Below are 23,061 nucleotides of genomic sequence, written 5' to 3' on the forward strand. Positions count from 1 at the left end.
TCCGGGCCGCCCGTCGGGTCGTTCGGCGGGCAGGGCCGTCGGCAGAAGAAATCTCGCCCGGGCGCGCAGGATTCGGGCGCTTTCGCGCGTGGCGGCTCGACGGTCGCATCCAACGGGGTCGTCTATCCAGGGTCCTCCACGAAGTCCTTCTCGTCGAGTTCCGCCACGCTCGACGCGTAGATCGACTCGTCGCCGCCCAGCGGTGCGACGGCTTTGCGTGCGGCTTCCAGCAGCAGGCCGCAGTTCCGGACCATGGTGCCGGGCGACACCATCCTCGACTTCGGTCCGGACAGCGTGAGCGCGCCCTGGAGTTCGCCCGTGACGCCGAACACGGGCACGGCCAGCGAGGCCGTCTCCGGATCGCGCTCGCCGTGGGACGTGCGCCAGAGCGGTGTCCGGCGTCGCGCCGCCGAGATCCCTTCGGCGAACGACACCAGGACCTTGCCCGAGGCACCCTGGTCGAGCCTGAAGGTCTCGCCCACCCGGATGGAGAACCGGACCGCGCGCGGCGGCTCGGCCCGGAACAGCACCACCCGCCGGTCGTCGCGGCGGATGTAGAACGACGCCGTCTCGCCGCTGGCCATGCTGAGCTGGCCGAGCAAGGGCTCGACGACCTGGGCGACCGCGAACGATCCCTGGTAGACCGCGGCCAGCCGCAGGGGCTCGGGTCCGATCGCATACAGCCCGTCGGGCGTCTTGCGGATGAAGCCGCCGTGCTCGAGCGCGCCGAGCAGGCGCAGCACCGTGCTCTTGTACAGGCCGGTGCGTCGCGAGAGTTCCGTCAGGGTCAGGCGCGCGTCGGTGACGCCGAACGCGCCCAGCAGCGCGAACGCACGGTCGAGGACGGCGACTCCGCTCGAGGACGCCGCGGCTTCGGGAACGGTTTCGATCGTTTCGGTCATCGCTCATCCATGGGAAAAAACAGCCTCGCCGAGTGTCTCACTGGGGGCCTCGCACCTGCGACCACGCCATCCGCCCCATGCGCCGAGGGTTTACCCAAGATGTATCCACCCCTCAAGCCTGATAAAGTTCTTTCAGACAGAATAAAAGTCTATCAAGCAGAACAACTAGAAATGACCAGGGCATGTTCTCATCGGAGACATCGATGACGGTTTCTTCCACCAGGTCCTTGCCGGCGACGACCGGCAACCTGCCGGTGCGGCCGCAGTGGCTCGCACCGCACCGGGAGGACGTCCTGGCGCCCGACCTGCCGATCGTCATCGATCACCGCGGCAGCATCGTGCGCATCGGCGTCCACGAGCAACGGCGAAAGGAGGACTTCGACGATGGGTCGAAGTCGATCCATGCGCTGGCAAGGCTGCCCAACGTCGTCGTGAAACTCGGTGGCCTGGGCATGCGCATCAACGGTGTCGGGTTCGAGAGGCTGCCTGCGCCACCGAACTCGATCCGACTGGCCCAGGCGTGGGCGCCGTGGATGCAGACCTGCATCGAGGCCTTCGGCGACGAACGTTGCATGTTCGAGAGCAATTTCCCGGTCGACAAGGGTTCGCACGGCGACGCGATCGGCTGGAACGCGTTCAAGCGCCTGTCCGGCGGCGCGTCCGCCCATGGGAAGCGAGCCTTGTGCGAAGGCACCGCGAGCCGGGTCTACCGCCTGGGCTGACGGCCCGGCGTCCGCCGTTCGTTCCTCGTTCCCCCATTTCCCTTTCTCGGAGACTTCCATGACATCCCTGGATTCGCGAGCACCCGAGGTGCTCGTCAGCGAGGTCGGCCCGCGCGACGGCCTCCAATCGGTCAAGGCCACCATGCCGACGGCCGACAAGCTGCGCTGGATCGACGCCCTGTACGCCGCCGGCGTGCGCGAGATCGAGGTGGCGTCGTTCGTTCCGGCCAGGCTGCTGCCGCAGATGGCCGACGCCGCCGAGGTGGTGCGCCACGCGACCACACTGCCGGGACTCACCGTCATGGCGCTCGTGCCCAACCGTCGCGGCGCCCAGGCCGCGATCGAGGCCGGGGCGCACAAGCTCACCATGCCCGTGTCGGCCAGTGCCGCCCATTCGCTGGCCAACGTGCGCAAGACGCGCGAGGAGATGGTCGAGGAGGTGCGCGCCATCGACGGACTGCGCCGCGAGATCGCCCCGCACGTGAAGCTCGAAGCGGGCATCTCGACGGCCTTCGGCTGCACGCTGCAGGGCGCGGTGCCGGAAGACGAGGTGATCCGGCTGGCCGCGCAGTGCATCGAGGCCGGCGCCGACGAGTCCGGCCTGTCGGACACGGTGGGCTACGCCAATCCGGCGCAGGTGCGGCGCCTGTTCCGGCGCCTGCGCGCCGAGCTGGGCGAACACGCCGGCGCGGCGCACCTGCACAACACGCGCGGCCTCGGACTGGCCAACTGCCTGGCCGCGTACGAGGAAGGCGTGCGCACCTTCGATTCGTCGCTGGGTGGCCTGGGCGGCTGTCCCTACGCGCCGGGCGCTTCGGGCAACGTGGTGACGGAGGATCTGGTGTTCATGTTCGAGGCCATGGGCGTCGCCACCGGCATCGACATCGAGCGGCTGCTGGCGGCGCACGAACCGCTCAAGGCCGGTCTGCCGGGGGAGGCCGTCTACGGCATGACGCCCGAGGCCGGCCTGCCCAAGGGCTTCGTGCAGGGAGCCGTCCATGGCTGAATCCACCTCCGCGTCCAAGCCGCTGCCCTACGCCGGCATCCGCGTCGTCGAATTCACCCACATGGTCATGGGCCCGACCTGCGGCCTGCTGCTGGGCGACCTCGGCGCCGAGGTGATCAAGGTCGAGCCCATCGACGGCGACGCCACCCGCACGCTGCTGGGTTCGGGCGCGGGCTTCTTCCCGACCTTCAACCGCAACAAGCTGAGCGTCGCGCTGGACCTGAAGCGGCCCGAGGGCGTCGAAGCGGCGCTGAAGCTGATCGCCACGGCCGACATCGTCAGCGAGAACTTCAAGCCCGGCACCATGCAGAAGCTCGGGCTCGACTACGAGACGCTCAGGAAGCGCGATCCGCGCCTGATCTACGTCAGCCACAAGGGCTTCCTGCCCGGACCGTACGACCACCGCACCGCGCTCGACGAGGTGGTGCAGATGATGGGCGGGCTGGCCTACATGACCGGCCGAGCGGGCGACCCGTTGCGCGCGGGCACCAGCGTCAACGACATCATGGGCGGCATGTTCGGCGCCATCGGCGCGATGGCCGCGCTGCGCCAGCGCGAGCTGACGGGGGAGGGCTGCGAGGTGCAGTCGGCGCTGTTCGAGAACAACATCTTCCTGGTCGCGCAGCACATGATGCAGTTCGCCGCCACGGGCAAGGCCGCCGACCCGATGCCCAGCCGGATCTCGGCCTGGGCGGTGTACGACGTCTTCACGGTCAAGGACGGCGAGCAGATCTTCCTGGCGGTGGTCAGCGACAAGCAGTGGGCCATCTTCTGCCAGGCCTTCGGTCTGCAGGAGATGCTGGCCGACCCGCGTCTGAAGACCAACAACGACCGGGTGCGCGCGCGCGAATGGATGATGCCGCAGCTGCGTTCGCACCTGGCCGGCCGCGAGGCGGCCGAGCTGGCGGCGGTGTTCGAGGCCAACGAGCTGCCCTTCGCCCCGATCACCCGGCCGCAGGACCTGTTCGACGATCCGCACCTCAATGCGAGCGGTGGCCTGGCGCCGATCCGCATGAACGACGGCTCGCGCTCCAAGGTGCCGCTGCTGCCGCTGACGCTGGCCGGCGAGCGCCCCGGCATCCGGCTGCAGCCGCCCCTGCTGGGCGAACACACCCGGCGACTGCTGCGCGAGGTGGGCTACGGCGATGCGGACATCGACTCCCTCACAGCCCGTCGCATCGCGTCCGGAGACTGACTGTCATGACACCTCGTTTCGATGCCATTCGACGGGCGCTGATGCTCGGCACGATAGCGCTGGCCTGCGGGGCCGCCCTGGCCCGGACGACCTGACCGGATCGCCCGGACCGCCCCGTGGTGCCGTATTCGCCCTCGGCGACCCACCTGGGCGGCGAGCTGCTCGAGCAGAACGGCAGGCTGTCGCTCACGCACGTGCCCTGCAAGGGCGCCGGCGAGGCCATGCCGGGCGTGGTGTCGGGACAGGTCGACGTGCTGGTGACGGCCGCGCCCACCGCGATCGCCCAGGCCGAGGTCGCCAAGGCGTTGGCTTCGCCCGATCTGGCCCGACGGTTCGCCGACCAGGGGGCCGAGGTGGGTGCCATGACACCGGCCGACTTCCAGGCCTGCGTGCGCAGCCAGTGGAGGAGTGGGGCAGGGTCGTCGAGGCCGCGGGCGTCCGGCCCGACTGACGGCCCAGCACGTTCAGCCTGCGTGAGGGTGCTCATCGAAGACCGGCGACGCACGCGTCGACGACGCATGACGTGCAATGACGTCGGTGCGTGCCGAGCCGGGAACGGCGCCTCGTGGCGCCCGTCTACACGCTCAGCTGCGTCGTCGACAGCACCTCCTTGAGCACCATGAAGCTGCGGATCTGCCGCACGCCCGGCAGGTAGAGCAGCTGTTCGGCATGCAGCCGGTTGAAGCTCTCGTGGTCGCGCGTGCGCAGCAGCATGAAGTAGTCGAACTCGCCCGTGACGACGTGGCATTCGAGGCAGCCCGAAACCTCGTGCACCGCCTTCTCGAAATCGGCGAAGGAGTCGGGCGTCGAACGGTCGAGCACCACGCCGATCATCACCAGCATGCCGGCGTCGATGGCGCGCGGCTCCAGCAGGGCGACGATGCCCCGGATCAGGCCGATCGACTTGAGCCGGTCGACGCGTCGCAGGCACGCCGGCGCGCTCAGGTTCACCTTGGCGGCCAGCACGACGTTGGACACCGATGCGTCGCGCTGGAGCGCCCGCAGGATGGCCCTGTCGGTGCGGTCCAGCGTGCCCTTGAGGGAGGTCGTCGCGGCGACGGTGGGAGTCTGGCGTTTTGTTGCGTTCATCGTCGGTTTGGCGAAATTAGAAAACGATTTCTCTGCAGATGAATCCGAATCATTAGGTGAAGTCGCATGACTTTGCAACCCTGTGGCGCGACTTGGTGCCTACCATCGATGCACACCCGTCATCGAACGTCCACAGGACCGCCACCATGAATCTCCAGCAATTTCCCCGTTACCCCCTGACCTTCGGTCCGTCGCCGATCCAACCCCTCAAGCGCCTCTCCGCGCACCTCGGGGGCAAGGTCGAACTCTTCGCCAAGCGCGAGGACTGCAACAGCGGTCTGGCCTTCGGCGGCAACAAGACGCGCAAGCTCGAATACCTCATTCCCGAAGCGCTCGAAGGCGGCTACGACACGCTGGTGTCGATCGGCGGCATCCAGTCGAACCAGACGCGCCAGGTCGCCGCGGTCGCCGCGCACCTGGGCCTCAAGTGCGTGCTGGTGCAGGAGAACTGGGTCAACTACTCGGACGCGGTGTACGACCGCGTGGGCAACATCGAGATGTCCCGGATCATGGGCGCCGACGTGCGGCTCGACGCGGCGGGCTTCGACATCGGCATCCGCAAGAGCTGGGAGGACGCGATGGAAAGCGTGCGCCAGGCCGGCGGCAAGCCGTTCCCGATCCCCGCGGGTTGCTCGGAGCATCCCAAGGGCGGTCTCGGCTTCGTCGCCTTCGCCGAGGAAGTGCGTCGGCAGGAAGCCGAGATGGGGATCAGGTTCGACTACGTCGTCGTCTGCGCGGTGACCGGCAGCACCCAGGCCGGCATGGTCGTCGGCTTCGCGGAGGACGGCCGTGCCGACCGCGTGATCGGCATCGACGCATCGGCCAAGCCGCAGCAGACCTACGACCAGGTGCTGCGCATCGCGCGCAACACGGCCGAACTGGTCGGCCTGGGCCGCGACATCACCGAGAAGGACGTGGTGCTCGACACCCGCTTCGGCGGCCCGGAATACGGCCTGCCGAACGAGGGCACGCTGGAGGCCATCCGCCTGTGCGCGCGCCTCGAAGGCATGCTGACCGACCCGGTGTACGAGGGCAAGTCGATGCACGGGATGATCGAGAAGGTGCGACTCGGCGAATTCCCGGCCGGCTCGAAGGTGCTCTACGCGCACCTGGGCGGCGTGCCGGCGCTCAACGCCTACAGCTTCATCTTCCGCAACGGCTGAGCCTGCGCAGGCTCCGGGCACGACCGTGGAACTGCTGCAGCGCGCCACCATCGCCTCGGGCCGGCGCATGCAGTGGGTCTGCGGCCCCGAGGTCCTCGGCGAGGCACGGGCGGCCGCGGCCGCGCTGGCGCGCTCGCACGGCCTGTGCGTCGATCTCTGGCGCATCGACGACTGGGCGGGCCTGGCGCGCGACGGCATCGCCTGCGAGCGGCGCTGGCTCCAGGGCCGGTGCGGCGAGGTCGGCAGCCGGTTCGAACGCCTGATGGCCCCGACGCGGGGGCCGATCCTCGCGGTCACGCGCGGGCCGCGCGAACTGCCCGAGATGCTGCGCGCCTTCGCGCCGGCCGGGCGGCGCTATCTCAGTTTGAGCGGGTCGGACGTCGACGCGCTGTCCACGACCGCGCTGCGGCTCGATCGCGAAACCGACATCGAATGGGCGAAGCTCTCGGTCAGCTAGCCTTGTCCTGCTGCAACCCCGACAGCTGCACCTTGAGATAGTCCAGGAAAGCCTGCGCCGCGCGCGACGGCGTCCGGCCGACCAGCGTCTGCACCTCGATGTTGCGCAGGTCCAGCCCCTTGTCCTTCAGCGGCATCGCCACGAATTCGCCCCGCTCGATCTGGTAGCGCACCGAGATGTCGCCGCAGATCGTGATGCCCAGCGCCGCGTGCTTCAGGAACCCGAGCAGGCTGGCGATGTAGGAGCTGGTCAGCACCGGCTCCACCGGCAGCCGCTGCCGGTGGCAGGCGATGTCGAAGAGCTGCCGCACGGTCGTGTCCGGCTCCGGCAGCGCGAGCGGATAGGCCATCAGCTGGCGCAGGCTGATCTGCCTGAAGCGCACCAGCGGATGCGTCGTGCGCATCACCGCCATCACCGGCGAGGGTTGCAGGTGCTCGATCTTGATGTCCTTCTCCGCCCCGCGGCTCATGACCATGCCGATGTCGGCATCGCTCTGCAGGATGCGCCGCGTGCTCTCCGCCGGCGGATGGACGCCGAGATGGAACTGGATGCCCGGATGCATCGCGACGAAGTCGCCGATCACGCGCGGCAGGAATTCCATCGCGAAGCCCTCGGTGGATGCGATGCGGACGCAGCCGCGCTGCACGCCCTGCAGCGCCTGCACGTCGGCGACGACGCGCTCCGCGTCGTGCGCCGACCGGATGGCATGCACGGCGAGCAGTTCGCCCGCCGCGTTGGGCACCATGCCGCGCGCGTGCCGATCGAACAGGCTGACCTCGAGCAGGGCCTCGAGGTGCGCGATGTGCCGGCTGATCGCCGAGCTCGCGACGTTCAGGCGCGTCGACGCCTCGCTGATCGAGCCGCAGCGCACGACCTCGAGGAAGTAGCGCAACGCGGTGTCCTGGAGCTGACGCGCGACGAGTTGGGAGGTGGCCATCGGTGGGTGGGGACGGAGATCCCGGCATTGCCTTTTCGGCATCGCTCGGATCGAGATTCTGTAACGGCTGGAACGTCGACGAGGCGCCATTCTTGCAACGTTCGGACCATTCGATCCAACTCTCATCCAGGAGCCCGTTATGACGAGTCAATCAACCAATCTGGTGCAGTGCACGATCCTGGCGGGCCTGCTCGCCGTCGGCGCCGCATCGGTGCACGCCGGCAAGGCCAACGACACGCTGACCTACGCGTCGGACAGCGAGGTCGAGAACGTGAGCCCGTACCACAACAACATGCGCGAAGGCGTGATCCTCGCGGCCATGGCCTGGGACACGCTGATCTACCGCGACACCCGCACCGGCGAGTTCAAGCCCCAGCTGGCGACGTCCTGGAAATGGGATTCGCCGACGGCCCTGAACGTCACGCTGCGCCAGGGCGTCACGTTCCAGAACGGCGACAGGTTCAGCGCCGACGACGTGGCCTACACCTTCAACGAAGTGACCTCGGCCGACGCGAAGATCGCCACCCGCCAGAACACCGACTGGATCAGGAACGTCGAGAAGATCGGCGAGTACCAGGTGCGCATCAACCTGAAGACGCCGTTCCCGGCCGCGCTCGAGTACCTGTCGGGTCCGACGCCGATCTATCCCGCGGCCTACTTCAGGAAGGTCGGGCTGGAGGGCTACAGCAAGGCGCCGATCGGCACCGGGCCATACCGGATCACGGCGGTCGTCCCGGGCCAGGGCGTGACCATGGTCCGGAACGCGGCGTACTTCAAGGACAGCCCGGTGCCGCAGCCGAAGATCGGCAACGTCAGGTTCGTCGTCATTCGCGATCCTGAGGCGCGGCTCGCGCAACTCATGACCGGCGCCGTGGACTGGATCTGGCGCGTGCCCGCCGATCAGGCGGACTCGCTCAGGGCCGCGCCGAACATCGCCGTGCTCAGCGGCGAGACGATGCGCGTGGGTTTCATGTCGATCAACAACAACGGCACCACGCCGGAGTCCGCGCCCTTCAAGGACCCGCGGGTGCGCCAGGCGTTGAACATGGCGATCAACCGCAAGGGCCTGGCCGACAGCCTGGTGCGCGGGGGCAGCCAGCCGGTGCATGCGCCGTGCTTCCGGACGCAGTTCGGTTGCGAGACGGCCAAGGTCGTGAAGTACGACTACAACCCGGCCAAGGCGAAGGCGCTGCTGGCCGAGGCCGGTTTTCCAAACGGTTTCGACACCGATCTCTGGGCCTACCGCGAGCGCGAGTACGCCGAGGCCATGATCGGCGACCTGCGCAAGGTGGGCATCCGCGCGCGGCTGCACTTCGTGCAGTACCCGGCGCTGCGCAACGAGATCCGCTCGGGCCGCGCGCCGCTGTCGTTCCAGGCCTGGGGCTCGTTCTCGATCAACGACGCCTCGGCCTTCGCCGGCAACTACTTCAAGGGCGGCCCCGACGACACGGCCAAGGACGCGCAGACCATCGCGCTGCTGCAGACCGCCGACGCCACGCTCGACAAGAACGATCGCAAGGCCAAGTATGCGCAGGCGCTGCAGCGCATCTCCGAGCAGGCGATGTGGGCGCCGCTGTTCTCGTACTCGACCAACTACGCCTTCACGTCCGACCTGAAGTTCGACGCTCAGCCCGACGAGCTGCCGCGCTTCTTCGCGGCCAGCTGGAAGTAGGCCCTGCCACCGGGTCCCGCCATGCTGATTTACATCTTCCGCCGCCTGCTGGTCGCGCTCAGCGTGATGCTGACGGTGGCCGTCATCAGCTTCATGCTGCTGCACCTGTCGGGCGACCTGGCCACGGCCATCGCCGGGCCGGAGTCCTCCGCCGCCGACGTGGAGAAGATCCGCGTCCAGTACGGGCTCGATCGGCCGATCGCCTCGCAGTTCCTCGACTGGCTCGGCGCTGCGGCGCGGCTCGACCTCGGGCGTTCGTTCTACTTCCAGAACACGGTGGTCGAGCTGATCGGCGAACGCCTGCCGATCACGCTCAAGCTCGGCGGCGTCGCCCTGCTGCTGGCGGTGGTGGTGGCGATTCCGCTGGGCGTGCTGGCGGCCATCTACCGCGACACCTGGATCGACCGCGTCTCGCTGGCGGTCGCGGTGGTGGGGCAGGCGATGCCGACCTTCTGGTTCGCGCTGACGCTGGTCATCGTGTTCTCGGTCGGCCTGAAGTGGCTGCCGGTGGCCGGCAACGGCACCTGGCGGCACTTCGTGCTGCCGGCCGTGGCGCTGGGCTACTACGCCATGCCGGCCATGATGCGGCTCACGCGCGCCGGCATGCTCGACGTGCTCGGCTCCGACTACGTCCGCACCGCGCGCGCCAAGGGACTGAGCCCCGCGCGCGTGGTCTTCAAGCACGCGCTGCGCAACGCCATCATTCCGGTGGTGGCGCTGGCGGCCGTGGAACTGGGCTTCATGCTCGGCGGCTCGGTGGTCATCGAGTCGGTGTACTCGATGCAGGGGCTCGGCCAGCTCGCCTGGGACTCGATCTCGCGCAACGACTATCCGGTGGTGCAGGCGGTGGTGCTGATCATCGCGGTGTTCTACATCGGTCTGACCTTCGTGGCCGACGTGCTCAACGCCGCGCTCGATCCGCGCATGCGCACCCGCTGAAGGAGATGGACATGACCGCCTCGACCCTCGCTTCCTCCGTCCCGCCGGCGCTGCGCGCGACGCCGGCCCCGGCCCTGCCGCCGACCCCCGCCTGGCGGCGTCTCATGCGCCGCGTGCTCGGCCAGCACGGCCTGACCATCGGCGCCACGATCCTCGGCCTGATCGCGCTGGCCGCCCTGTTCGCGCCGTGGCTCGCGCCGCACGACCCGTACGCGCAGGACGTGACCCGCCGCCTGATCCCGCCGATCTGGCACGACAGGGGCAGCTGGGACCACGTCCTGGGCACCGACAAGCTGGGCCGCGACTACCTCAGCCGGCTGCTGTTCGGCGCCCGCGTGTCGCTGACCATCGGCGCCGTCACCGCGCTCATCGCCGGCACCATCGGCACCACGCTCGGCGTGCTCGCCGGCTACTACGGCGGTCGCGTCGATGCGGTCATCAGCTACCTCATCACCACCCGGCTGGCGATGCCCGTGGTGCTGGTCGCGCTGGCCATGGCCTCGCTCGTCGGCGGTTCGCTGCAGGTGGTGATCGTGCTGCTCGGGCTGCTGCTGTGGGACCGCTTCGCCATCGTCACGCGCTCGGCCACGCAGCAGTTGCGCGATGCCGAGTTCATCGCGGCAGCCAAGGCGCTGGGCGCGTCCACGCCCTACATCCTGGTGCGCGAGCTGCTGCCCAACCTGACGGGCGCGCTGACGGTCGTCGCCACGCTGGAGATGGCCCACGCCATCCTGCTGGAATCGACGCTGTCCTTCCTCGGCCTGGGCGTGCAGCCGCCCACGCCGTCGTGGGGGCTGATGGTCGCCGAGGGCAAGGCGTACATGTTCTTCCAGCCGTGGGTGATCGTGATCCCGGGGCTGGTGCTGGCGCTGCTCGTGCTGGCGATCAACCTGGTCGGCGACGGCATCCGCGACCTGACCGCGCCCGATGGCCGCAACTGAGATGGACGACATGACCACCCCCCTGCTGGACGTGAAGAACCTGCGCGTCGACCTGCCGACCGAACGCGGCCCGCTGCATGCCGTGCGCGGCATCGACTTCCACGTCGACCGCGGCGAGATGCTGTGCCTGGTCGGCGAATCGGGCTGCGGCAAATCGATGACCTCGCTGGCGCTGATGGGCCTGCTGCCGCGCAAGGCGGTGCGCACGGCCGACCGCATCCGCTTCGACGGGGTCGACCTGCAGACCTTGCCGGACAAGGGCATGACCGCGTTGCGCGGCGCGCGCATGGCGATGATCTTCCAGGAGCCGATGACGTCGCTCAACCCGTCCTACACCCTGGGCGACCAGCTCTGCGAGGCGCTGCGCGCCCACCGCAAGGTCACCGCCGCCGAAGCCCGCGACCGCGCGGTGCATCTGCTCGAACGCGCGGGCGTGCCGCAGGCCGCCGACCGCATGCGCCAGTACCCGCACCAGCTCTCGGGCGGCCTGCGCCAGCGCGTGATGATCGCGATGGCGCTGATGTGCGGGCCCGACCTGATCATCGCGGACGAGCCCACGACCGCGCTCGACGTCACGATCCAGGCGCAGATCCTGCGGCTGATCCGCGAGCTGCAGCAGGAGTTCGGCACGGCGGTGATCTTCATCACGCACGACCTGGGCGTGGTGGCGCGCATCGCCGATCGCGTGGCCGTGATGTACGCCGGCGAGGTGATCGAGACGGCGCCCGTGGGCGAACTGTTCTCGCGGCCGACGCACCCGTACACGCGCGGCCTGCTCGACTGCATTCCGGTGCGCGGCAAGACGCTGCCGGGCAGCCGTCTGCAGGCGATCCCAGGCGTGGTGCCCAGCCTCGTGGGCGACGTGCGGGGCTGCGCGTTCGCCAACCGCTGCGCGCACGCGCGCCCCGACTGCCTGCACACGCCGCCCTACGTGGCGTTGAACGACCGGCACGCGGCGCGCTGCGTGCTCGCCCTCGACCCGACGACGATGCCGGAGGCCGCATGAATCCCGTCGACGACATCGCGCTGGAGCTCTGCGCGCTGACCCGCGTCTACGCGCTCAAGCGCGGCCTGTTCCGCGCGCCGGGCGAGATCCGGGCGGTGAACGACGTCTCGCTGCGCATCCGCAAGGGCGAGACCCTGGGTCTGGTCGGCGAGTCGGGCTGCGGCAAGAGCACGCTGGCGAAGATGCTGCTGGGCCTGCTGGCGCCGAGCTCGGGCAACGTGCTGATCAACGGCAAGGAGATCGACCCGACCCGGCGCAAGGCGCTGGCGCGCGCGGTGCAGCCGATCTTCCAGGACCCGTATTCGTCGCTGAACCCGCGCCGCACCGTGGCCGACATCGTCGGCGTGCCGCTGCGGCTGCACGACGTCGGCACGCATGCCGACCAGCGCGCTCGCGTGAAGGAGATGCTCGACCTGGTGGGCATGCCCGAGCGCACCCACGGCCAGTATCCGAACCAGCTCTCCGGCGGGCAGCGCCAGCGCGTGGCCATCGCGCGCGCGCTGGTGCTGCGGCCCGACATCCTGATCTGCGACGAGCCGACCTCGGCGCTCGACGTGTCGGTGCAGGCGCAGATCCTGAACCTGCTGCTCGACCTGAAGGCCGAGTTCGGACTGACCTACCTGTTCATCAGCCACGACCTCGGCGTGGTCGAGCACCTGGTCGATCGCGTGGCCGTGATGCACCAGGGCCGGATCGTCGAGACCGGCACCCGCGAGCAGATCTTCGCGCGCCCCGCGCACCCCTACACCCGCATGCTGCTGGCCTCCGCGCTGACGCCCGAACCCGGGCTCGGCATCCCGGACATCGCCCGCGAACCGGCGCTCGCCGTCGTCTGATCCCCTTCCTCCTCTCCTTCGTTCACTCCTTCCAAGGCATTCCCATGAGCCGCACGCACGCCATCGCCCGGACGCTGGCCAGTTTCGACGACGGACGTTTCCAGCGGACGCTGGCCCGCCGCGTCGCCTTCCGCACCGAGAGCCAGGACGCCGCCAGCGGCCCGATCCTGCAGGCGTACCTCGACGACGAGATCGCGCCGCAGCTCGTCGCGCTGGGCTTCGCCTGCCGCGTGGTCGAGAACCCCATCCCCGGCAAGAGCCCGTTCCTGCTGGCCGAGCGCATCGAGCCCGATGCCGCCTTCACGCTGCTGACCTACGGCCACGGCGACGTGGTGCGCGGCCACGACGCGCAATGGCGCGCGGGGCTGAACCCGTGGGAGGTGGTGGTCGAGGGCAACCGCTGGTACGGCCGCGGCACCGCCGACAACAAGGGCCAGCACACCATCAACCTGAGCGCGCTCGAACAGGTGCTGGCCGTGCGCGAGGGCCGGCTCGGCTACAACGTGAAGATCATCCTGGAGATGGGCGAGGAGGACGGTTCGCCGGGCCTGAACGACGTCTGCGCGCTGCACCGGGAAGCGCTGGCGGCCGACCTGTTCATCGCCTCCGACGGCCCGCGCGTGTCGGCCTCGCGCGCGACGATGTTCCTGGGCTCGCGCGGCGTCTTCAATTTCGACCTGCACCTGAAGCTGCGCGAGGGCGGCCACCATTCGGGCAACTGGGGCGGCCTGCTGCGCAACCCCGGCATCCGGCTGGCGCACGCGATCGCGTCGCTGGTCGACGCCAAGGGACGCATCCTGGTGCCCGGGCTGCTGCCCGCGGAGCTGCCCGGGAGCGTCCGCGCCGCGCTGAAGGACATCGAGGTCGGCGGCGATCCGGGCGACCCGGCGATCGACCCCGACTGGGGCGAGCCCGGCCTCTCGGCGGCCGAGCGCGTCATCGGCTGGAACAGCCTCGAGGTGCTGGCCTTCGTCACCGGCAACCCGACCACGCCGGTCCACGCGATCCCGTCGGAGGCGCGCGCGCACTGCCACATGCGCTATGTCGTCGGCAGCGACCACACCCGTTTCCTCGACCACATCCGCAGGCATCTCGACGACCACGGTTTCGACGACGTCGAACTGCGCTCGACCGACGTGCGGATGGCCGCGACGCGGCTCGACCCGGACGACGCCTGGGTGCGCTGGGGCCTGGCGTCGATCGAGCGCAGCACCGGCAAGCCGGCCGCGCTGTTGCCCAACCTGGGAGGTTCGCTCCCGAACGAGGTGTTCTCCGAGACGCTGGGCCTGCCGACGCTATGGGTGCCGCATTCCTATCCGGCGTGCTCGCAGCACGCCCCCGACGAACACATCCTGGCCGACGTGACGCGCGAGTCGCTGCACATCATGGCGGGCCTGTTCTGGGATTTGGCCGAGGAAGGCCCTGCCGTCTTCGGCAAGCGCGCATGAGCACGCAGGCCGTCGAAGGCGATCCCGCCGCGGCCCTGGCCTGGCTCGCGGCGCAGCGCGGCGCGATGCAGACGGCGCTCGCGAACCTGGTCGACATCGATTCCAACAGCCACGACAAGGCCGGTACGGACCGCGTGGCCGAGGCGATGCGCGGCTGGCTGGCTGCCGACGGCATCGAGGCCGAGCACCGCGCCGACCCGGCCGACGGCGACGTGCTGCTGGCGCGCCTGCCCGGTCCGTCGCCCGCCGCCGCGCCGGTCGTGCTGATGGGGCATCGCGACACCGTGTTCCCGACCGGGACCGTGGGCCGGCGGCCGTGGCGCGTCGAGGGCGATCGCGGCCACGGGCCCGGCGTGGCGGACATGAAGTCCGGCCTGGTGCTGCAGTGCTTCGTGCTGATGGCACTGCGCCGGATGGCGCCGCTGCCGTTCCCGGTGCTGGGCCTGTTCACCGCCGACGAGGAGATCGGCTCGCATCGCGGCCGCGTCGCCATCGAGGCCCACGCGCGGGGCGCGCGCGCGGCCTTCAACGCCGAGCCGGGCCGCGTGAGCGGCAACCTCGTGACGTCGCGCAAGGGCGGCGCCAACTTCCTGATCGAGGTCCGGGGCCGCGCCGCGCACGCTGGCATGAACCATGCCGACGGCGCCAGCGCCATCGAGACCCTGGCGCGCAAGATCACGGCGCTGCATGCCCTGACCGACTACGACGCCGGCGTCACGACCAACGTCGGACTCATCGGCGGGGGCATGTCGAGCAACACGGTCGCGCCCTCCGCGCAGGCGCGGCTCGACGTGCGCTTCTGCACGCTGGCGCAGCGCGAGGCCGTGTTCGCACGCATCCACGACATCGTGGCCGAAGCCGGCGTGCCGGGCACCTCCGCCACGGTCGCGCAGACCTCGGAGTTCCTGCCATTGGAGCCGCGCTGGAGCGAGGCGCTGCTCTCGCGCTACCAGGCGAGCGCCGCGCGGGTCGGCTTCGAGGTGCAGGGCGAATTCACCGGCGGCTGCTCGGATGCGGGCTTCACCGCGTCGCTGGGGATTCCCACGCTCTGCGGGGTCGGGCCGGTCGGTGGCAAGGCGCACACCGACGACGAGTACTGCCGCCTGGAGACGCTGGTGCCGCGCGCGCAGGCGGTGCTGCTGACGATCGCGGCGCTGGACCGTCCCGCCTGAGCACCGGGCCGGCTCCGGCGTCCCTCGTGGTCGACCGTCGGGCGATGGCGCCGATGCATCGGCCCGCGCGCTTCGGTCGCGCGGCCGGGGCCACCCCGTCGGGAAGGTCGAAACGCGCGACACGGTGGCGACGGAGACGCCCGGCGTCGGGCACCTGCGCTCGATGCCGGCTCCGTCCGGGCGGACGAGATCACACGCTCGGCAGGGACGTGGATGGCGGGCCGTGCGACGCCGCGCTCTCAAGCCAGGACGACCGCGTCCTCGTCGGGCAGGAGCATTCGTCCCTCGCGTCCCTCGCGTCCCTCGCGTCCCGCGTGCCAATGCGATTCGAACGCCTCGGGCGTCAGCGGTCGTCCGAAGAAATAGCCCTGCGCCATTTCGCATCCCATGTCCCGCAGGATGGCCGCCTGGGCTTCGTTTTCCACCCCCTCGGCCACCACGTTCATCTGCAGCACCCGGGCCATCGAGACGACGGCCTCCGCGATGCCCCTGTCGTTCAGGTCGGTTTCCAGGTCCCGCACGAAGGAGCGGTCGATCTTCAGCACGCTCACCGGGAAGGTCTTCAGGTAGGCCAGCGACGAATAGCCCGTCCCGAAATCGTCGATCGCGATGGTCAGGCCGATGTCGCGCAGTTTCGACAGGATGCGCGCCACGTTCTCGGGATCCTCGACGAGGCCGCTTTCGGTCACTTCCAGTTCGAGCTGCTGCGGGTCGATGCCGTGGCGCGTCACGATCCGCTCGATCTCCTGGGCCAGGTCGGGCGCCCGGAACTGCACTGCCGCGATGTTCACCGCGATCCTCACGTCGCGCATGCCCATGTCGGTCCAGGCGCGTATCTGGCGGCAGGTCTCCTCGAGGATCCAGCGGCCCATCGGGATGATCAGCCGCGACTCCTCGGCGATCGGAATGAAGCGGTGCGGTCCCACTTCGCCCAGTTCGGGATGGTGCCAGCGCATCAGTGCCTCGGCGCCGACGACGGTCTGGTCGGCCAGTCTGACCTTGGGCTGGTAGACCACCCGGAGTTCGCCGCGCTGCAGCGCGCCGCGCAGGGCGGATTCGAGCTGGGCCCGTCCGAGCTTCGCGGTTTCGATCTCGTCGGTGAAGAACACCAGCTTGCGCTTGCCCGATTCCTTGGCGCGGTAGAGCGCCATGTCGGCCTTGCGCAGCAGGTCGGCCACATTGACGCCGTCCTGCGGGAAGACCGAGACGCCGATGCTGGTGCTGATGCGGATGTCGTGACCTTCGACGAAGAACGGCGCATCGAACTTGTCGATGATCAGTCGGCCCATCAGACGCGCCGACAACGCAGTGGCATGAGGCAGCAGCAGGGCGAATTCGTCGCCGCCGATGCGCCCCACGAAGTCCTGGGCACCGATGCAGCCCTCCAGCCGCAGCGCGACCTCGGCGAGCAGCGAGTCGCCCACGTGGTGGCCGAGCGAATCGTTGACGTTCTTGAAGCCGTCCAGGTCGAGGTAGCAGGCGAACAGGGTCTTGCCGCCGGCCGACGCATCGTTGATCGCGATGTCGGCCTGTTCCATGAACATGCGGCGGTTGGGCAGGCTGGTGAGCGAATCGAAGAAGGCCAGCCGGTGGATGGTTTCCTCGCTGCGCTTGCGCTCGGTGGTGTCTTCCATCACCGAGACGAACTGCACCGGCCGGCCGGCGTCGTCGAGGATGGCCGACACGGTCATGCCGCACCAGAACTCGGCCCCGTCCTTGCGACGGTTGATCATCTCGCCGCGCCAGATGTTGCCCTTGTGGAGGGTCGCCCACAGCTGGGCATGGGTTTCCTGGGGCACCTTGCCCGACTTGAGGAAGCGGGGGGTGCGACCGCGCACCTCCTGGAAGCCGTAGCCGGTCATCGAGGTGAATCCCGGGTTCACGTAGTCGATGCGGCCGTCCTGGTCGGTGGTGAGGATGGCGCTGGCCGCATGGCGGACCGCCAGCGATGCGCGCTTGAGTTCGCGGCGGATCGCGTGTTCCTGGGTCACGTCGCGAAATGCCAGCACTTCGCCGGCCAGGAAGCCCTGCTCGTCCTGCAGCGGCGCGCGCGAGAGCTCGATGACCGACGAGCGGCCGTCGGGCAGCCTGATCCGGGTCGTGGCCGCTTCCGACGCGTCGGCGTCGATGACGCCGGGGCCGGCGCCGGTCTGGATCGGCAGCACATGGTCGAGGGGCGAACCCTCCATGCGCTGGCGGGACTCGCCCAGGATGCGTTCGGCCGCCAGGTTGGCATAGCTCACACGGCGCTGCATGTCGACGGTGATCACGCCGTCGGCGATCGAATGCAGCGTGACCTCGGCGCGCTTCTTCTCCTGCTTGAGCGTCAGCTCGCCCAATTTCTCGGCGCTGATGTCGATGTCCAGGCAGATGTATTTCTCGGTCGAACCCCCTTCGTCCTGGATGGGCATCACCGAGCGACGCACCCAGACGGTGGCGCCGTCGATCCGGGTGCACGTCACCTCGCCCTTCCAGATGACCGATTGCGGCGACTGGCGCGCATGCGCCCGGTAGAGCTCGATGTCCAGCGACCAGCCTTCCTGGCGACCGACGAAGGCGTCCCGATCCCAGCCGCTGACCCTGGCATGCAGGTCGTTGGCATACACCACCCGGCCCTCGGGATCCAGCTCGATGACGATCACCGCCTGATCGGTGGCGCGCTTGTGCTGCACCAGCGAGTGGGTGAGGGCGCCGATGCGCTGGCCGAACTTGTCGCGGAACTGGTTGGCCACGGAATTGAACTGCTCCAGCGTGCGACGCACCTCTTCCGGGGCGTTCATCGACACGGTGGCCTGTGCGTCGAGTTCGCCGGCCTGCACCTGCTCGACGAAGCGTTGCAGCGTGCCCAGGTTGGACAGCCAGCGCGCCAACAGCGCCCGGGTGGCGAGCAGGCCCAGGGTCAGCGCGCCGGTGGCGAACAGCAGGGTGTTGAACAGCGTGGCCCAGAGGTAGTCGGCCACGCCGTCGACCAGGAAGCTCAGCCGCAGCACCCCGTAGTCGCGACCGCCCACCTCCACCACCCGGTTGACGTCCGGCAGCCGCTCGGCGACCAGCGCACGCAGCGTGGCGGGCGCCTTGGAGCGATGGGGCGGCGCGTCGAAGCGCAGCTCGTGGCCGTCCACTTCCAGGTAGCGCGCGCTGCCGAAGGGCGTGCGGTTCACGCCGGCGGCGAGGGTGCGGTTGATGGCTTCCAGGTCGTTGACCACCGCCGCGTCGGCCACCGCCTGCGCGGTGATCTCGATGACCATGGTGGCGGTGTCGTTGGCGTCCTCGATCTCGCGCGACAGCTGGCCACGCAGAGACAGGCCGAGCCCGCCGAACATCATGACGCTGAGCACCACCGCATAGAGCAGGAACACACGGTCGAGCAGGGAGCGGGGGAGGAGTTGCACGGGGAGGATCCGATCTGGCCGACGAAGGTCTCAACGCGAGTTCGGCGGGGCGTTCTCGAAGAAGCGCAGGTAGCTGGCGTAGTCGTGCTCGTCGGCGGCGACGAAGCCGATCGTCTCGCGCAGGCCCACCGTCTTCGACGCGTTCTCCAGCACCAGGCGCCCCTTGGGGTCGGACTTCATGCCCACGAAGGCGTCGCGCACCGCCTTCGCCTGGGCCGGCGAGACGCGGGGCGACGCCATCAGCGCCAGGTCGAAGAAGGGTTCCGAACTCCAGAGCACGCGCAGCTTCTGTTTCTCGCGGGCGGAGAAGCCATCGAGCAGCTGCGAATTGCCACCCACCGCGGCCACCTTGCCGCTCACCAGCTGAGCCAGCGCGCTGTCCATGTTGCCCCCGAACACCACCCGAACGGGGATGTTCCGGGCCAGCAGCTGACCATGGGTCACCTTGTAGGCGATGAAGGCCTCGGGGCCGGGGAAGCCGACTTCCTGGTCCTTCAGCTCGGCGATCGACCGGATGGGCGAGTCGTCGAGCACCACGATCTGGCCGCGCACCGGCGGCGAGTCGCGGCGGGCCAGCACCGACCAGCCCATGCGCACCCGGCTCGGACTGAACAGGTGGTTGGTGAACGCGAAATCGACCTCCTGCGCCAGCACGTAGCTGGTGGTGTCGGCGGAGGTGCGGCCGATCTTCAGCCGCAGATCGACACCACTGACCTTCGACACGTGGCTGATGATCGGATTCCAGTAGCTGGCGGTGAGCTGCAGGCCGTACTGGTTGACCGGGGAGAATTCGAAATGCTGCGGCTGGGCGCCTGTCGACGCGGCGGCCTGAGCCATCGCCGGCGGCAGGCAGCAAGCGAGCAGGGCCGCGCAAACGGTGCGCCGGGCGGTCGGATGGGAGAAGCGGGAGACGGGCATGGGAGTCGGATGGGAGCGTCGGGTATGGCGGAGCCGCAGAAGGTGTCGGATCGCGTCGAACGACGCCGTCCGTAGCCAGGAAAGTGGTTCGGACGGCGGGTTCTTCATGAGCGCATCAGGTGCCCGCCACCGAAACGGAACGTTTCACCACTGACTTTCGGTCGGCTGGGACGATTCTTGAGAGCCGGACCGGGTTTTCTTCGTCGGCGAAGCACAAGCACCGGTGTCCCGGGCGGAAGGGAGCGATCGGAAATCGGGTGATGTGGAGTGGGCGGGGACGACGACGATCTGTTTCGTTCGGCGCGTTGGTTGAGGAAGCGACTCGATGCCTACGGAACGCCGACGCGGACGGATTCGGGCGAGCGACCCATCGTCGGCGGCATTCGGTGACGAACTTCACGGAAATGCGCCGGCATGGCGCATGAACGTCGAAATGGAACCGTGCCATCGTCCGGTGCCTGTCCTGCGGGTCCGACCCTCGATCCCCGGGCCGACGACGACCACCACCACCGCCCCCCGATGCGCGTGGACGGGTTTCCCGCTTCGGCCGCCGACGTCGCCCGCGGCGAGGCACGGTCGGCGTGTCGCGCGGCCGTTCGCTGCGCAACGCGTCGAAGGTTCCTCAGGCGCTCCCGGACGCCGTCGCGCTCAGTCGGGCGAGCAGCCGTTCGCGTCCCGCGCGGACGTGCCGGCGCATGGCGTCCTCCGCCGCGTCGGCATCGCGTCGGTGGATGCAGTCGATGATGTGGTGGTGTTCCTTGGCCGTCTCGCGCGGCCTGGACGTCGGCGCCGTGGACGCGTAGGCGCGGTAGAGGCGCAGCAGCGCGTAGAGGTCCTCGCACAGCATCCGCTCGATCCAGCGGTTGCGGCTGCCGATGGCGATCTGGCGATGGAAATCGTGGTCGGGGCCGCTGGCGAAGACCGCGCCCGGTCCGTCCTCGAGCAGCTTCTCGATGTGCTCGGCGGTCTCGCGCAGTCGGCGGATCTCCGGCCCCGTCATGTGCTCGGCGGCCTGGCGGCAGGCCATGCCCTCGAGCGCTTCCCGCGTGACCAGCAGCTGCTCCACGTCGTCGCGCGACAGGAGCGGCACGCGCACGCCCGCATGGGGCGTGCGTTCGAGCAGCCGGCGTCCCTCGAGCGTGCGGATCGCCTCGCGCAACGGACCCCGGCTCACCCCCAGCTGGCTGGCCAGCGCCTGTTCCCGCAGCGGGGCGCCGGGAACCAGCTCGCCGCACACGATCAGCCGCTCGATGGATGCGACGGTGTGGTCGATCAGGAGACGGGGTTCGGCGGCGGCGGCGGAGGGGTTCATGGACCCAGTCTAGCAAGCGTTGACGAAACGAATGAATTGTCTACAATTAGAAAGATTGTCTACTGAGAAATCCACGATGCCCGCTTCCATCGACACCACGAACATCCTCGTGCCCATCGGCGCCCTCGGCATGGGCGTGCGCGAGAGCGACGTGGCCGCGGGCATCGCCGCCGGCGCCCACGCCATCGCCTGCGACGCCGGCTCCACCGACAGCGGCCCGGCCTACCTGGCCACCGGCCTGGCCAAGTACTCGCGCGACGCGGTCAAGACCGACCTGGCGATCCTGATGCGGGCGCAGGCCGCGGCCGGCATCCCGCTGCTGATCGGCTCCTGCGGCACCTCGGGCAGCGACGCAGCGCTCGACTGGACGCACGACATCGCGCGCGAGATCGCCGCCGAGGAGGGGCTGGATCCCCGCATCGCATTGCTCTACGCCGAGCAGTCGCCCGCCGCGATGGCCCGATGCGCCCGCGCCGGCCGCGTGAGCCCGCTCGCCCCCATGACCTCGGGCGAGCCGATGCTGTTCGAGGCCTGCGACCGCATCGTCGCGTTGATGGGACCCGAGCCCTACGTCGCCGCGCTGGCGGCCGGCGCCGACATCGTGCTGGGCGGGCGCACCACCGACACCGCCGTGCTCGCGGCCGTGCCGCTGATGCGCGGGGCGGGCGCCGGACCGGCCTGGCACGCCGGCAAGATCGCCGAGTGCGGCGGCCTGTGCACCGAGCGGCCGCGCAACGGCGGGGTGCTGATCCGCGTGGGCGCCGACCACTTCGACGTCGAGCCGCTCACCGAGGGCAACCGCTGCACGGTCCACACCGTCTCGGCGCACATGCTCTACGAGAACAGCGATCCGTTCCTGCTGCACGAGCCCGGCGGCGTCCTCGACGTGACCGAGGCGCGCTACGCGGCGCTCGACGAGCGCTCGGTGCGGGTCACCGGCTCGCGCTTCGAGCCCCGGCCCTACACGATGAAGCTCGAGGGCGCTTCCGGCGGCGCCTTCCAGACCCTGATGCTGGTCGGCATCCAGGACCGCAAGGTGCTCGCCGAGCCCGACCGCTTCCTCGCGCGCCTGCACGGGGTGCTGACGACCCGCGTGCGCGAGGCGATGGGCGAGCGCGCCGGTGCCTTCGACATCTCGCTGCGCCCGTACGGCTGGAACGCGGTCGACGGCACGCCGGTGGAGGCCGGCACCGCGGTGCCGCGCGAGATCGGCCTGCTGTTCGTCGCCACCGCGTCGACCCAGCACCTCGCCACGCAGATCGCCAAGACCTGCAATCCGTGGCTGTTCCACCTGCCGCTCGACGAGGGCGACCCGATGCCCAGCTACGCGTTCCCGTTCTCGCCGGCGGAGATCGAGCGCGGGCAGGTGTTCGAGTTCCGGCTCAACCACGTCGTCGCGGTGGACGATCCCGCGCAACTGGTGCGCACCGTGTTCGCCCCGGCGAAGGAGGTGGCCCATGGCTGAGACCGTCGACCACGTCTGCCGCCACGTGCGCTCGAAGAACGCCGGCCCGTTCTGGATCACGCTGGACCTGTCGTTCGCCGACCAAGCCGCGTTCGACCGCTACGCCCAGTCGCCGCAGCTGCAGCCGGCGGCGATCGGCGCGCTGTTCGACGTCGATCCGGCGCAGGTCAAGCACTTCGCCGTGCCCGGGCTGCTGGTGGTGAAGATCTCCTACCCGCGCCGCCACGCGCAGGGCGGCGCGCTGGAACGCGACATGCACGGCGGCCAGCAGTACATCCGGCTGCTCGACGTCGAACTCGACCCCGCGCGGGGGACATGACGAATCGGCAATCTCGGCGCCGCTCGTTCCTGTTCTCCGCCGCCGCCTCCGCCACGTCGGCCGCCGGCGTGGCGACCGTGTCGAGGGCCCGGGGCACCCACCCCGATAGCGAACCCGAGTAGGGACGGGGTCGCCGACGGTGCCGGACGTCGTGGACGGGGCGTCACGGC

General features: G+C 69.6%; 20 protein-coding genes. 14 read left to right on the top strand and 6 right to left on the bottom strand.

What is annotated here, in order from left to right:
• Positions 1–122 precede the first annotated feature (122 nt).
• Positions 123–902, bottom strand: coding sequence for an IclR family transcriptional regulator (locus ABID77_RS17990; protein ID WP_429598680.1), 780 nt, complete (start codon positions 900–902; stop codon positions 123–125).
• 203 nt (positions 903–1,105) lie between these two features.
• Between ABID77_RS17990 and ABID77_RS17995 the strand changes: the two genes are divergently transcribed.
• From ABID77_RS17995 to ABID77_RS18005, 3 genes are read left to right on the top strand one after another with little or no spacing between them, the layout of a single operon-like run.
• Positions 1,106–1,624 carry an amidohydrolase family protein gene (locus ABID77_RS17995; RefSeq protein WP_429598682.1) on the top strand — a complete coding sequence of 173 codons (519 nt, stop codon included), beginning with the start codon at positions 1,106–1,108 and terminating at the stop codon, positions 1,622–1,624.
• Between the two features lie 58 nt (positions 1,625–1,682).
• Positions 1,683–2,630 carry a hydroxymethylglutaryl-CoA lyase gene (locus ABID77_RS18000; protein ID WP_429598684.1) on the top strand — a complete coding sequence of 316 codons (948 nt, stop codon included), beginning with the start codon at positions 1,683–1,685 and terminating at the stop codon, positions 2,628–2,630.
• Entirely contained in the window at positions 2,623–3,825 is a 1,203-nt protein-coding gene (locus ABID77_RS18005) for a CaiB/BaiF CoA transferase family protein (RefSeq protein ID WP_429598686.1), read from the top strand. Before ABID77_RS18000 ends, ABID77_RS18005 begins: the two co-directional genes overlap by 8 nt.
• Before the next feature lie 576 nt (positions 3,826–4,401).
• Here ABID77_RS18005 and ABID77_RS18010 read toward each other — a convergent pair.
• The gene (locus ABID77_RS18010) at positions 4,402–4,914 is read right to left on the bottom strand and encodes an Lrp/AsnC family transcriptional regulator (RefSeq protein WP_429598688.1); all 513 of its coding nucleotides are present in this window, start codon (positions 4,912–4,914) and stop codon (positions 4,402–4,404) included.
• Between the two features lie 146 nt (positions 4,915–5,060).
• Between ABID77_RS18010 and ABID77_RS18015 the strand changes: the two genes are divergently transcribed.
• Together ABID77_RS18015 and ABID77_RS18020 are read left to right on the top strand one after the other, a co-directional pair.
• Positions 5,061–6,077, top strand: a complete 1,017-nt coding sequence (locus ABID77_RS18015) for a 1-aminocyclopropane-1-carboxylate deaminase (protein WP_429598690.1) — start codon at positions 5,061–5,063, stop codon at positions 6,075–6,077.
• 25 nt (positions 6,078–6,102) lie between these two features.
• Positions 6,103–6,534 (top strand): hypothetical protein, encoded by a 432-nt coding sequence (locus ABID77_RS18020; protein WP_429598692.1) that lies wholly within the window; start codon positions 6,103–6,105, stop codon positions 6,532–6,534.
• Here the strand turns inward: ABID77_RS18020 and ABID77_RS18025 are convergent.
• Entirely contained in the window at positions 6,527–7,471 is a 945-nt protein-coding gene (locus ABID77_RS18025; RefSeq protein ID WP_429598694.1) for a LysR family transcriptional regulator, read from the bottom strand. The genes ABID77_RS18020 and ABID77_RS18025 overlap by 8 nt on opposite strands.
• A 139-nt stretch (positions 7,472–7,610) precedes the next feature.
• On the opposite strand from ABID77_RS18025, the gene ABID77_RS18030 reads away from it, so the two are divergent.
• Genes ABID77_RS18030 through ABID77_RS18060 form a run of 7 tightly spaced genes read left to right on the top strand, consistent with a single transcriptional unit; the run spans position 7,611 to position 15,485 of the window.
• On the top strand, positions 7,611–9,143 hold the full coding sequence (locus ABID77_RS18030; RefSeq protein ID WP_429598696.1) for an ABC transporter substrate-binding protein: 1,533 nt from the start codon (positions 7,611–7,613) through the stop codon (positions 9,141–9,143).
• Between the two features lie 21 nt (positions 9,144–9,164).
• Positions 9,165–10,082, top strand: coding sequence for an ABC transporter permease (locus ABID77_RS18035; protein WP_429598698.1), 918 nt, complete (start codon positions 9,165–9,167; stop codon positions 10,080–10,082).
• Between the two features lie 11 nt (positions 10,083–10,093).
• A complete protein-coding gene (locus ABID77_RS18040; RefSeq protein WP_429598700.1) occupies positions 10,094–11,023 on the top strand; it encodes an ABC transporter permease in 930 nt (309 codons plus the stop codon).
• Between the two features lie 10 nt (positions 11,024–11,033).
• A complete protein-coding gene (locus ABID77_RS18045; protein ID WP_429598702.1) occupies positions 11,034–12,029 on the top strand; it encodes an ABC transporter ATP-binding protein in 996 nt (331 codons plus the stop codon).
• The gene (locus ABID77_RS18050; RefSeq protein ID WP_429598704.1) at positions 12,026–12,865 is read left to right on the top strand and encodes an ATP-binding cassette domain-containing protein; all 840 of its coding nucleotides are present in this window, start codon (positions 12,026–12,028) and stop codon (positions 12,863–12,865) included. Before ABID77_RS18045 ends, ABID77_RS18050 begins: the two co-directional genes overlap by 4 nt.
• Positions 12,866–12,909: 44 nt before the next feature.
• Entirely contained in the window at positions 12,910–14,313 is a 1,404-nt protein-coding gene (locus ABID77_RS18055; RefSeq protein ID WP_429598706.1) for a M20 family metallopeptidase, read from the top strand.
• Positions 14,310–15,485, top strand: coding sequence for a M20 family metallopeptidase (locus ABID77_RS18060; protein WP_429598708.1), 1,176 nt, complete (start codon positions 14,310–14,312; stop codon positions 15,483–15,485). The genes ABID77_RS18055 and ABID77_RS18060 overlap by 4 nt, the downstream gene beginning before the upstream one ends.
• 239 nt (positions 15,486–15,724) lie before the next feature.
• Here ABID77_RS18060 and ABID77_RS18065 read toward each other — a convergent pair whose 3' ends face one another.
• From ABID77_RS18065 to ABID77_RS18075, 3 genes are all read right to left on the bottom strand, one after another.
• On the bottom strand, positions 15,725–18,877 hold the full coding sequence (locus ABID77_RS18065) for a sensor domain-containing protein (protein WP_429598710.1): 3,153 nt from the start codon (positions 18,875–18,877) through the stop codon (positions 15,725–15,727).
• A 30-nt stretch (positions 18,878–18,907) separates the two neighbouring features.
• Positions 18,908–19,795, bottom strand: a complete 888-nt coding sequence (locus ABID77_RS18070) for a phosphate/phosphite/phosphonate ABC transporter substrate-binding protein (protein WP_429598712.1) — start codon at positions 19,793–19,795, stop codon at positions 18,908–18,910.
• 622 nt (positions 19,796–20,417) lie between these two features.
• Positions 20,418–21,107 carry a GntR family transcriptional regulator gene (locus ABID77_RS18075; protein WP_429598714.1) on the bottom strand — a complete coding sequence of 230 codons (690 nt, stop codon included), beginning with the start codon at positions 21,105–21,107 and terminating at the stop codon, positions 20,418–20,420.
• A gap of 76 nt (positions 21,108–21,183) precedes the next feature.
• Here ABID77_RS18075 and ABID77_RS18080 point away from each other — a divergent pair, with 76 nt between their 5' ends.
• Together ABID77_RS18080 and ABID77_RS18085 are read left to right on the top strand one after the other, a co-directional pair.
• Positions 21,184–22,572, top strand: a complete 1,389-nt coding sequence (locus ABID77_RS18080) for an acyclic terpene utilization AtuA family protein (RefSeq protein ID WP_429598716.1) — start codon at positions 21,184–21,186, stop codon at positions 22,570–22,572.
• Positions 22,565–22,891, top strand: a complete 327-nt coding sequence (locus ABID77_RS18085; RefSeq protein WP_429598718.1) for a DUF4387 domain-containing protein — start codon at positions 22,565–22,567, stop codon at positions 22,889–22,891. The genes ABID77_RS18080 and ABID77_RS18085 overlap by 8 nt, the downstream gene beginning before the upstream one ends.
• Positions 22,892–23,061: the final 170 nt, after the last annotated feature.

This window comes from Variovorax sp. PvP013, from assembly GCF_050435945.1.
In the GTDB taxonomy this organism is placed as follows: Bacteria; Pseudomonadota; Gammaproteobacteria; order Burkholderiales; family Burkholderiaceae_C; genus Variovorax.